The following is an 11472-nucleotide window of genomic DNA, read 5'->3' on the forward strand; positions in this document are numbered from 1 at the left end:
AGGATGGCCCGCGCCCGCAGCAAAAAGCGTTCGCCCGCCTCGGTCAGCGTCACCCGCCGCTTGCTGCGGCTGAACAGTTGCACTCCCAGCTCGGCCTCCAGCGCCTGGATCTGCTGGCTCAAAGGCGGCTGGCCAATATGCAGCCGCTCAGCTGCACGGGTGAAGTGCAGTTCCTCGGCAACGGTAACGAAATAGCGCAGGTGGCGCAGCTCCATTCATATCTCCAACTATATGAATTGATGCAGAAACATCTATTGGACTCATGGTAACAGCAGTTCTAGCATCAGCCCATCCGTCGCACCCAGGCTTACGTTCCATGCCACCCAGCCTCATCGCCGCCACGCCCACCGATCTTGCCACCAGCCCGGAGCCCGTCCCGCCCAAGGCGGTCGCCGGCACGCCGGCCTACCGGGCGGCCACCCGGGCGCTGTTCTTCGGTGGCTTTGCGGCGTTTGCCAATCTCTACGGCCTGCAACCCCTGATGCCGGCCTTCTCGCAGGACTTCAGCCTTTCTCCGGCCGCTGCCAGCGGCGTCGTCTCGGTCTCCACCGGCCTCCTGGCCATCGGCCTGATCCCGGCCGGCATGCTGGCCCAGCGCTTTGGGCCCCGCCCGGTCATGCTCTGTTCCTTGGGTCTCGCCGCCCTGCTCAACCTGTTGGCCGCCGTGGCCCAGGACTACGCCAGCATCCTCGTCCTGCGCGGCCTCTTGGGGCTGGCGCTGGCCGGCATGCCGGCAGTGGCCATGGCCTACCTGAGCGAAGAGATCGACCCGGCTTCGCTGGGCCGCGCCATCGGCCTGTTGATCGCCGGCAACGCACTGGGCGGCATGTGCGGGCGCATGATCGCCTCGCTCTTGGGCGACTGGTACTCCTGGCGCGTGGCCCTGGCCGTGCTAGGCCTGGTAGGCCTCTGTAGCGCCAGCCTGTTCTGGCGCTATCTGCCGGCCTCTCACCACTTCCGCCCCGGTCGCTTCGATGGTCGCCAGTTTCTGCTCGACCTGCGCGGCCACCTCACCGATGGCGGCCTACCCTGGTTCTTCCTGCTGGCCTTCCTCTTGATGGGTTGCTTTGTCAGCCTCTACAACTACCTCGCCTACCGCCTGGGCAGCGCCCCCTTCAGCCTGCGTCCCAGCCTGATCGGCCTCGTGTTCTCGCTCTATATGGTGGGCATGTTCTCCTCGGCCTGGGCCGGCCAACTGGCCGACCGCCTGGGCCGCCGCAAGGTGCTGTGGCTGACGGTGCTACTCACCCTCGGCGGCCTCCTGCTGACCATGGCGGAGTCGCTATTGCTGGTGATCATCGGCATAGCGCTGTTCACCTTCGGCTTCTTCGCCGCCCATTCGGTCGCCAGTTCCTGGGTGGGCCGCCGCGCCACCCGCGCCAAGACCCTGGCCTCGTCCATCTACCTCACCAGCTACTATCTGGGCTCCAGCCTCCTGGGTTCGGCCTCCGGTCTCATGTGGGCGGTCGACCGCTGGCACGGCGTGGCTGCCCTCCTCGCGGCTATCCTGGTGGCCTGCCTCGCCATCGCCCTGCATCTGCGCAAGCTCGAACCCAAGCCCACCTGATCGCCCACTGCTCATGCCGCTTACGCTTTACCTGACCTACTGCGCCGTCGCCCTGGTTTCCGTCTTTACCCCTGGCCCCGCCGTCATGCTGGCCATCCACAACGGTGCCCATCATGGTTGGAAGCGCGCGCTGTTCTCCTCCTTTGGCAATATCAGCGGCCTGTTCTGCCTCGCCAGCGTCAGCATGCTGGGCCTGGGCGCGCTGATGCAGACCTCGGCGCTGGTGTTCAGCATCATGAAGTGGCTGGGCGCCGGCTATCTGATCTGGCTGGGTATCAAGCAATGGCGCAATGCAGGCCAGGCCAGTGCGCGTCCGCAGCGCAGCCACGAGGCCCGGCCGGGCCATGCCTTGTACCGTGAAGGCCTCTTGCTGGCGCTTACCAACCCCAAGGCCATCCTCTTTCTGACGGCGCTGTTTCCACAGTTCATCCAGCCCGAGCTCAACCTCTTGAGCCAGTTCCTGCTGCTCACCCTGACCTTTATGGCCTTCTCCTTCGGCGCCCTGATGAGCTACGCCAGCCTCGCCTCGGTGGCCCAGACCCGCTTTGTCGGCCTGCTACGCTCGCGCAGCTTCGGCCGCTTCTCGGGCGCCAGCTTTATCCTGCTGGGGCTGGCGCTGCTGCGCTTGCGCCGCGCCTGAGCCACGCGGCCAAGCGCCCCGCTACCGCACCCCAAATGCGGCAAGCGCTTGGTCTATCAGGAAAATAAGCCGCCAGTTGGCGCCACTCAGCCTGTATAATGTCGGCCGATGCGATCCTCCTTGCCGCAGTCGGCGCGGCAATATTACGGCGGGGAGACCCGCCCTCCCGAGCAAGTCCGTACCACCTTTCCTGCAGAGGCAGTGCCAGCCGTCGCCATGGCCCACCTCTGTTGTAACGACCCTAGCGCCCTTGCCAGCCGCCTGTCGCGGCTGGGGGTCCTTATCCCTAGCAAGCAGCACGTCGTGGCACACCATTCGTCGCCGCGCCGTGCCGGAGAACCATTCGAGCATGGCAAAAGAAGAACTGATTGAAATGGAAGGCGTTGTCACCGAAGTACTGCCTGATACCCGCTTCCGCGTGAAGCTGGAGAGCGGCATGGAGCTGATCGCCTACGTCTCGGGCAAGATGCGTATGCACCGCATCCGTATCCTCGAAGGTGACAAGGTCACCGTCGAGCTGTCGCCCTATGACCTGACCAAGGCCCGCGTGAGCTTCCGTCACAAGGACGAGAAGGCATCCGGTGGTGGTGGCCCGCGCCGCCCGGGCCAGTACAACCGTCGCTAAGCGCTACGGCCCCGATCAAAACGGCACCCCGGCGGTGCCGTTTTGTCATTTGGCGCACCCGCACCGTTAGAATCGCGTCCACGCCCGCACCCACTCATATGGTGTAAACGCATGACCTTGTCCCGGCTGATCGGCCAGTTCGTCCGCCAAAACTGGCGCCCCTATGCCGCTTCGGCACTGATGCTGGCCGTCATCGGCCTCTTGACCGTTTGGATCCCGCGCCAGGTCGGCGGCATGGTCGACGCCCTGGTCGCCGGTGAATTGCGTGGCGACGCCCTGGGCTGGCGCCTGGCCGCCCTGTTGGCAGCGGGCCTGGGCATCTATTTCCTGCGGGTAGGCTGGCGATTGCAGCTGTTTGCCGCCAGCTACCGGCTGGGGGTGACGCTGCGTACCCGGCTCTACCGTCAGCTCTCCCTGCAAGGACCCAGCTTCTACCAGACCCAGCGCACCGGTGACCTGATGGCCTTGGCCACCAATGATGTGGACGCCGTCGAGATGGCCTCCGGCGAGGCCATGCTGGCTGGCTTCGACGGCTCGCTCACCCTGATCATGGTGATCGCCATGATGACCCTGGGGGTGGATTGGCGCCTGGCCCTGGTGGCCCTGCTGCCCTTCCCGTTGATGGCGCTGGCCTTCTGGCGCATCTCCAACCGCATCCACCATGCCAGCCGCGACGCCCTGGAGCGCTTCAGCAGCCTTAACGACCATGTGCAGGAGACACTGTCCGGCGTGCGTACCCTGCGTGCGCTGGGGCTGGAGGCGCGCAGTGCGGCCCGCTTCAGTGAGCTGGCAGAGCACGCCGCGGCCGCCAGCCTGCGCGCACAGCGCTGGGAGGCCGCCTACGAGCCTGCGGTCGGCCTCACCCTGGTCACTGCCAGCCTGCTGGCGCTTTCCACCGGTGGCTATCTGGTCTGGCAGGGCGAAATGAGCGTGGGCAAACTGACCGCCTTCACCATGTATCTGGGTCAGCTGATCTGGCCCATGTTCGCCGCCGGCTGGGTATTGTCGCTGCTGGAACGCGGCCGCGCCGCCTGGGGGCGCTTGCAACCGGTACTCGACGCACCGCTCAGCATGGTCGACCAAGGCAGCGTCACCACGATTGCGGCCGGTCCGCTGCAGTTCGAACAGGTAGGCCTGTACTATCCCGGCCAGGCCCAGCCGGCCTTGAGCAATCTCAGCTTCAGCCTGCAGCCTGGCCAGACGCTAGGCCTGGTCGGCCCGACCGGATCAGGCAAGTCCAGCATCGTGCGCCTGATCCTGCGCCAGTATGCCGCCCAACAGGGTGATATACGCTGGGGCGGCCAGCACCTGCAGGACTATGAACTGGAAAGCCTGCACGCCGCGCTGAGCTGGGTGCCGCAGGAACCCTTCCTGTTCTCGGCCTCGGTGGCCGACAATATTGCCCTCGCCAAGCCCACCGCCAGTCGCGCGGAGATCGAAGCCATGGCGCGACTGGCGTCGGTACACGAGGACATCCTGCGCTTTCCGCAGGGCTACGATACCCCCGTGGGCGAGCGCGGCGTCACCCTCTCTGGCGGCCAGCGCCAGCGCGTGGCCATCGCCCGCGCCCTGCTGGCCGATGCCCCGCTCCTGCTGCTTGACGACGCCCTCTCGGCGGTCGATACCCAGACCGAGACCGACATCCTCAGCCATCTGCGCGACCAGCGCCGCAACCGTACCGTCATCATCGTCAGCCATCGCCTCTCGGCGGTCATGGATGCCGACCACATCCTGGTATTGCAGCACGGCCGGGCGGTAGAAGCCGGTGATCACGCCGGGCTGCTGGCACGTGACGGCTGGTATGCCAGCCAATGGCGCTACCAACAACTGGAGGCCAGCCTCGATGCCGCCTGAAGTCCATCGCAAACCGGCCCCCGGGGGTAGCCGGCAGGCCATCACCCTGTTGCGCAGCGCCGCGGCGCCCGAACACCGCCACCTCTGGCAAGGCGCGCTCTGGCTGATGTTGGCGGCGGGCCTGGAGGCGCTCGGTCCACTGCTGGGACGCCAGTTCATCGACCATCACCTCCTGCCGCGCCAGCTCGACTGGCCGGCCATCGTCAGCCTGCTGGGCGGCATGCTGCTGGTGGGCTGGAGCGCCAGCTTGATCCGTTACCTGCAACTGAGCCGGCTGGCCGGGGTTGCCATGCGCTCGGTGCGGCGCCTGCGCGAGACGGTCTATGGCCACGTGCTGCGGTTACCCATGCGGTTTTTCGACCAGGCCATCACCGGCCAACTGGTCAGCCGTGTCACCAACGACACTGAACAGGTCAAGAACCTCTATGTGCAGGTGCTGTTCGTCATGCTGGACAGCAGCATCGTGGTGCTTGGCGCCATCACTGCCATGGCCTGGCTTGATTGGCGGCTGATGCTGATCGTGCTGGTGATGATGCCGGCCGTGGTGCTGATCGTCTGGGGTTACCAGCGCTTCAGCGCCCCGGCAGTGGCCCGCGCTCGCGAGCTGCGCAGCGATATCAACGCCCAGCTGGCCGAGAGCATTGCCGGCATGGCAGTGCTGCAGGCCAGCAATGCCGAGCGGCGCTTCAACGAGCGCTTTATCCAGACCAACCAAGCACACTATGCGGCCCGCCGCACCGAACTGCGGGCCAACGCCTGGCTGCTGAGGCCCATGCTGGACCTCTTGAACGTGCTGCTCCTCGCGGCCGTGATCCACAACTTCGGTCAGCGCGCCCTGAGCGGGGTCGAGATCGGGGTGCTGTATGCCTTCGTCAGCTATATCGGCCGGGTGGTCGACCCCTTGATCCAGATCACCCTGCAGTTCAGCCAGCTGCAGCAGGCCGTGGTCGCCGCCTCGCGCGCCAACACCCTCCTGCTGGAGCCTCGCCCCTCCGCCGCCGAAGACGGTGCCCGCATTCACGCGGGCGCGATCTCGCTGCACGACCTGAGCTTTGGCTACCAAGCCGACCACCCGGTACTGCACGACCTTAACCTGCAGATCCCGGCCGGGTCCTTCTTCGGCATCGTCGGCCATACCGGCAGTGGCAAGTCCACCCTGCTCAGCCTCCTGCTGCGCTTCTATCAGGCGCAGTCCGGCCAGATCTGTATCGATGGCAAGCCCCTGGCGCAGTTTGGCGACGACGATTTCCGTGCCGACGTCGGCCTGGTGCCGCAAGACCCCTTCCTGCTGGCCGCCAGTGTGCGTGAGAACATCGCCATGGGCCGGCCGCTCAGCGATGCAGAGATCGAGACCGCCGCCCGTGCGGCCCGTTGCCATGACTTCATCACCGCCCTGGAAGACGGCTACGCCACCCAGCTTGGCGAGGGCGGCGCTCGCCTCTCCACCGGCCAAAAGCAGCTGATCGCCATCGCCCGCGCCCTGGCTGGCCGGCCCCGCATCCTGTTCCTGGACGAAGCCACCGCCCATATCGATTCCGAAACCGAGCAGGTGGTCCAGCAGGCATTGGCGGCACTGCACGGCAAGGTCACCATCGTGGCCATCGCCCATCGCCTCTCCACCATCCGCGATGCCGATCGCATCATCGTGCTGAACCATGGCCGCATTGCCGAACAAGGGGACCACGACGTGCTGATGACACTCGACGCAGGCATCTACCAGCGGCTCTATCTGCTGCAGCAACTCGGCGGGGATGCCCCAGTGAGCTGAGACCTTCCCAGGCGGCAGACCATCAGTGCAAAGCGCCCGGGATTTCCGGGCGCTTTGCATGCCACATACCAAATCTATCCATTTGATTTATAAGAAAATAGAACACCAGAAAAGAACTGCACGATTTCCCGGTGCACACAATCCATTTCGTCAAATGAACTGACGGCGTTGCGTATACGCAAAGGCGATACGACACAAATTACACAAAATAACAGTAATTTACATAATTAATATTTGAAAACCATATTTTACTTATATTTCCATTTTATATAATAAATCAAAGACTTACGGATTGATCGCGCTATAGCGGCTCCGTACCATCCTCTCGCGCTCCTTAGTACGTCTCTGGGGTGTTTCAGTTTCACGCCCGGTTTACAAGCCACCGTCAGCCCGACGGTTCTGGCCTCAGGCTGGGCATCTTCCCGTACTGCAATACCGGCCACGCCATGCTGCCTGGGCGTCGTCGGCCTGCTTCAAGTTGAGAGATTCACGATGCAAATGAAGAAAATCGCCTCGGCCGTCGCCCTTATGGGCTTCGCCGGCTTCAACGCGTCCGCGTTCGCCGCTGATGCTGCCTCCGCCGAAAAGATCGAAGTCGTCGGTTCGAACATCAAGCGCGTGGCCAAGGAAGGTCCCGTCCCGGTCGTCATCCTGAAGAAAGAGGAAATCCAGAAGACCGGCGCCTCGACCGTTTCCGAACTGCTGAAGAACAACGGCGTGGCCGGCGGTGGCTCCTTCGAGACCCAGTCGAGCGCTTCTTTTGTATCCGGCGCCTCCGCCGTCGGCTTCCGCGGCCTCTCGGCTGGCGATACCCTGGTGTTGCTGAACGGCCGCCGCATCTCTGCCTACGGTGGTGCCCAACAGAGCGGTTCTGACGGCGCCGTGGCCTTCGTCGACCTCAACTCGCTGCCGCTGTCGGCTGTAGAGCAGATCCAGATCCTCAAGGATGGCGCCTCCGCCGTGTACGGTGCCGATGCCATTGCCGGCGTGCTGAACATCATCACCCGCAAGGACTACCAAGGTTTCGAGACCAACTTCCGCGTTGGCGCCTACGGCGATGCCGGTGGTGCAGAGACCAAGGCCAGCGCCACCATCGGCTTTGGCAGCCTGGCCGACGACCGCTACAACGTGATGCTGTCGCTGGAAGGCTCCAAGACCGACGCCATCTACTTCCGTGACCGCGACCTGACCAAGTCCTTCGACCATCGCAGCCAATTCGCTTCGGGTTACGACGGCCGCTCGGGTTACAGCGACTTCGGCAACTACTACACCAGCGCCGGCGGCACCCCCAAGGCCGGCCCGAACTGCCCGGCCGAATTCATCCGCGCCGGCGTCTGCCGCTACGACTTCGGCCGCGTTGAGCAGCTGCAACCCGAACAGACCCGTGTTGGTGGCCTGCTGGTCGGAACCTTCGCCATTACCCCGGACATCAAGGCCTTCTCGGAGCTCGCCTTCAACCGCAACAAGACCAAGGTCGAAGGCCGCGCCTCCGCCCTGGGCACCGAGAACGACTTCCTGTCGGTCGATTCCGTCCGCGGCCTCGCCGCCGGCACCACCGGCAACGCCGTCGCGACCGCCCTGGCCCAGCATGCCCCGGCTGGCTACTTCAGCGGCAACCCGGACAAGGTGTACATGAACACCCGTATCACCGAATACGGTCCGCGTAACGACGAGATCACCACCGACGCTACCCGCGCCCTGATCGGTCTCAAAGGCAACTTCATGGACTGGAGCTGGGAGACCGCGCTCACCCAGAGCAAGACCAAGGTCGAAACGATCAACAACAACGAGATCCGCAAGGACGTGTTGGCTGACCTGATCGTCAACGGTACCGCCAATATCTACGGCAACCAGAAGACTGGCCTGGACAGCGCCCGCTACATCGGCTGGGATCACTCCGAATCCAAGCTGACCATGTTCGACTTCAAGCTGAGCGGCGAAGTACTCCAGCTGCCGGCCGGTGCCCTGGCCATGGCCTTCGGCGGTGAAGCCCGCAAGGAAGAGATGAGCTCCACTGCCGATCCGATCAGCACCGCAGGCCTCAAGACCGGTTCGGCCTCGACCAACACCAACGGCGACCGCAACCTGAATTCCGCCTTCCTGGAATTCAACGTACCGGTGCTGGACAGCCTGGAACTGCAACTGGCCACCCGCTACGACCACTACAGCGACTTTGGCAGCACTTCCAACCCCAAGATCGCCCTGCGCTGGCAACCGAGCAAGTCCTTCCTGGTCCGTGCCAGCTACGGTACCGCCTTCAAGGCCCCGACCCTGTTCCAGCTGTATGAGGCCCAACAGGCTGGCGGCTTCAACGACTATGTCGATACCGCCCGTTGCAACGCCGGCATCGCCACCGACTGCGACACCCGTTTGATCGAAGTACGTAGCGGCGGCTCCGTCGCCGCCGGCTACCAGCTCAAGCCGGAAGAGTCCAAGAACTACAACCTGGGCTTTGTCTGGGAACCGACCGCCAATATCAACACCAGCATCGACTTCTGGCGCATCAAGAAGACCAACGCCATCACCCAGAACGATGTGCAGACGCTGATTGACAACAACAGCCCCAACGTCATTCGCAACCCGAGCGTCGATGGCGTGCCCGGCGCGATCATCTACGTCCGCAACAGCTACTACAACGCCTACCGCCAAGACCTCTCCGGCGTGGACTTCGAACTGAACGGCAAGTGGACCCTGCCCAACGGCGCCAAGTTCGCCCCGGGCCTGTCGCTGACCTACACCAACAAGTTCAAGCAGTGGAGCGCTGACGGCACCGAGGTGGTGAACCAGGTCGGCAACAACTTCTACTATGTGGCCGTGCCGCGCCTGAAGGGCCAAGGTCGCTTCGACTACAGCCAGGGCATCTGGAACGTGGCTTCGCAGCTGAACTACACCAGCAGCTACAGCGCCGACTACCAAGGCGCTGGCGCTGCCGAAGCCCAGACCAAGGTCGCTTCCTTCACCACCGTCGACTCGCAAGTCGGCTACCGTGGCCTGAAGAACACCGAACTGCGCTTTGGCATCCGCAACCTGTTCAACCGCGAAGCCGTCTACGTCGCCGGTTACGCGGCCGGCACCGACACCGCCATGTACGACGCCCGCGGCCGCTTCTACTACGCCTCGGTCAACTACAAGTTCTGGTAAGTCGAGCCAGCACCGTAGTCCGCAACAAGCAAAAAGCCACCCTCGGGTGGCTTTTTGTTTTACAGCGCACCCGACGCAACTACCGGTCGCCGCCGGCCATGGCCGGCATCTGCTTGGCCCATTCGCCAAAGTAGACCAGTGATCGGGCCTCATCCTTGCTGAAGTATTTCTCGAAGATGCGCAGCAGGCTGCCGTCGGTCCGCATCTGATCGATCAGCGCCCGCCATTTGTCCGCCTCGGGTGCCGAGATGCGCTTCTTGGACATGATCAGCCCATGGGGCACCACCTGGTCCTCGGTCTGTACCACGTTCACGAGGTCGCGCACCCCGTAGTCGTCCATATCGGAGTAATCGAAGGGCTCTATGATCACGGCCTGGATGCGATTGAGCTGCAGATTGCGGTAGAGCACGTCATAGCTGACCGATTCGATCACCCGGTCATCCTGCGCCAGGGTATCGACAAAGCGGTTGATCACCTCGCTGTAGCGAAAGCTGCGTATCACCCCGAGCTTGAAACGCGGGATCGCCTCGAATTCGGACAGCTGCTTCACCTTGGTGTCTTTGCGCACCAAGAGGGTGTACTTGTTGGCGAAGTACCAGCCAAAACTGGCATAACCATCCCGCTCAGGGTTGGTTATGCCCGACAGGCTGAAATCCAACGCCCCCGCCTCGATCAGCTTCCAGATCCGCGAACGCGGCATCAGGCTCACCTCCACCTGGCAACCGCTGCGACGTATCAGCTCCGTGGCAAAGTCCCGGTCTATCCCGCTATCGTTACTCGCCCGGTACAACATGCCGTGTTCATGCAGCGCCAAGGTATAGCTGCGCGAACAATCCGGCCCGCCGGCAGCATGGACGGTACCGGCCAGGGCAAGCAGCAGTGGCAACAGGTAGGAAATAGACCGCATGTATGCATTCAGCAGAAACATGGTCCGCCACTATAGCCAAGCCGCCAGAAGCTGGCGATGCCGCGCGGCCGGGTAAAAACACCGCCGGACGTTCGCCAACCAGGAGCACCTCAAGGGGATGAGAATGCTGCCACTTCAAATCGCCAACGAGCGCAGCGAGGTTCCCCGCCGGCAGAGCGGCTGCCAGAGTTCTTGGCGCTTTAGCGCCTAGAACCTGTGCGTGCAAAGCTGCGGGAGGGGCAGGGGCTAGATAAAGGGAGCGGCGCACCCGCTGCAGCCATCCGCCACTCGATGTCCGCTAGCTCACGAGCCGCGCTACGTAGTTTCATCGCTACATAACATTCACCCCGCATGCTAGCCCGCTTACCCCATACCGGTACTCCGCCATGCGCACACCTACGCTACTGGCAGGCCTGGCGCTTGGCCTGCTCTCCACCCTGTCGCTCGGCGCCAACGCCAGCGCGCCCATCAACATCGTCCAGGTCGCCGACCTATCCGGTCCCAATGGCGATACCGGCAAGGACTTCGTCACCGGCGCGCGGGTCTATTTCGACCAGCTCAACGCCCGTGGCGGCCTCAATGGCCGGCAACTCAACCTGGTGGTCGAGGACGACGGTGGCGAGCCCGCCACGACGGTCTCCCTGAGTCGCAAGCTGGTCAGCCAATACAAGCCGGTGGCACTGTTCGGCTACTTCGGCGCAGACAATGTCCGCGCCGTACTGGCCGACAAGGCGCTCAGCAGCCAGCCGGCCGCCCTGGTCGCGCCCTATGTGGGCACCGATCTGCCGGCTGGCAGCCCGGTCTACTACCTGCGCGCAAGCTCAGCCGACGAGATCGCCAAGATCACCCGCATCGCCGCCAGCAGCGGCCTCAACCGCATTGCCCTGGTGGCCGGCGATGATGCCCTGGGTCGCAGCGTCAGCAGCGAGATCGAAGCCCGCCTCAAGGACAACAAGGCCGTGCTGGCGGG

Annotated in this window: 9 protein-coding genes; 7 read left to right on the forward strand and 2 right to left on the reverse strand. The window is 63.8% G+C overall.

Annotation, left to right across the window (positions count from 1 at the left end; genetic code table 11):
* On the reverse strand, positions 1-215 hold a 215-nt coding region (locus tag VIM95_RS20675; RefSeq protein WP_331989515.1), incomplete at its 3' end, for a LysR family transcriptional regulator.
* A 101-nt stretch (positions 216-316) separates the two neighbouring features.
* Between VIM95_RS20675 and VIM95_RS20680 the strand changes: the two genes are divergently transcribed.
* From VIM95_RS20680 to VIM95_RS20705, 6 genes are all read left to right on the forward strand, one after another.
* Complete coding sequence (locus tag VIM95_RS20680; RefSeq protein ID WP_331989517.1) at positions 317-1567, forward strand: MFS transporter; 1251 nt, start codon at positions 317-319, stop codon at positions 1565-1567.
* A gap of 13 nt (positions 1568-1580) precedes the next feature.
* Positions 1581-2207, forward strand: coding sequence for a LysE family translocator (locus VIM95_RS20685; RefSeq protein WP_331989519.1), 627 nt, complete (start codon positions 1581-1583; stop codon positions 2205-2207).
* Between the two features lie 349 nt (positions 2208-2556).
* Entirely contained in the window at positions 2557-2832 is a 276-nt protein-coding gene (gene infA, locus VIM95_RS20690; RefSeq protein WP_331989521.1) for a translation initiation factor IF-1, read from the forward strand.
* Between the two features lie 111 nt (positions 2833-2943).
* The gene (locus VIM95_RS20695) at positions 2944-4686 is read left to right on the forward strand and encodes an ABC transporter transmembrane domain-containing protein (RefSeq protein WP_331989523.1); all 1743 of its coding nucleotides are present in this window, start codon (positions 2944-2946) and stop codon (positions 4684-4686) included.
* The gene (locus VIM95_RS20700; protein ID WP_331989525.1) at positions 4676-6454 is read left to right on the forward strand and encodes an ABC transporter ATP-binding protein; all 1779 of its coding nucleotides are present in this window, start codon (positions 4676-4678) and stop codon (positions 6452-6454) included. Before VIM95_RS20695 ends, VIM95_RS20700 begins: the two co-directional genes overlap by 11 nt.
* 498 nt (positions 6455-6952) lie before the next feature.
* Positions 6953-9595 carry a TonB-dependent receptor gene (locus VIM95_RS20705; RefSeq protein WP_331989527.1) on the forward strand — a complete coding sequence of 881 codons (2643 nt, stop codon included), beginning with the start codon at positions 6953-6955 and terminating at the stop codon, positions 9593-9595.
* 79 nt (positions 9596-9674) lie between these two features.
* Here the strand turns inward: VIM95_RS20705 and VIM95_RS20710 are convergent, their stop codons facing one another.
* Positions 9675-10502 carry a substrate-binding periplasmic protein gene (locus VIM95_RS20710; RefSeq protein WP_331989529.1) on the reverse strand — a complete coding sequence of 276 codons (828 nt, stop codon included), beginning with the start codon at positions 10500-10502 and terminating at the stop codon, positions 9675-9677.
* A gap of 386 nt (positions 10503-10888) precedes the next feature.
* Here VIM95_RS20710 and VIM95_RS20715 point away from each other — a divergent pair.
* Positions 10889-11472: ABC transporter substrate-binding protein (locus VIM95_RS20715; protein ID WP_331989531.1), on the forward strand; the 584-nt coding region annotated here is incomplete at its 3' end.

This window comes from Chitinimonas sp. (assembly GCF_036568685.1).
In the GTDB taxonomy this organism is placed as follows: Bacteria; Pseudomonadota; Gammaproteobacteria; order Burkholderiales; family Chitinimonadaceae; genus Chitinimonas.

Coding starts and splice junctions, on each gene's coding strand:
- VIM95_RS20680 (WP_331989517.1), top strand. CDS start 317: ATGCCACCCAGCCTCATCGCCGCCACGCCCACCGATCTTGCCACCAGC.
- VIM95_RS20685 (WP_331989519.1), top strand. CDS start 1,581: ATGCCGCTTACGCTTTACCTGACCTACTGCGCCGTCGCCCTGGTTTCC.
- infA (WP_331989521.1), top strand. CDS start 2,557: ATGGCAAAAGAAGAACTGATTGAAATGGAAGGCGTTGTCACCGAAGTA.
- VIM95_RS20695 (WP_331989523.1), top strand. CDS start 2,944: ATGACCTTGTCCCGGCTGATCGGCCAGTTCGTCCGCCAAAACTGGCGC.
- VIM95_RS20700 (WP_331989525.1), top strand. CDS start 4,676: ATGCCGCCTGAAGTCCATCGCAAACCGGCCCCCGGGGGTAGCCGGCAG.
- VIM95_RS20705 (WP_331989527.1), top strand. CDS start 6,953: ATGAAGAAAATCGCCTCGGCCGTCGCCCTTATGGGCTTCGCCGGCTTC.
- VIM95_RS20710 (WP_331989529.1), bottom strand. CDS start 10,502: ATGCGGTCTATTTCCTACCTGTTGCCACTGCTGCTTGCCCTGGCCGGT.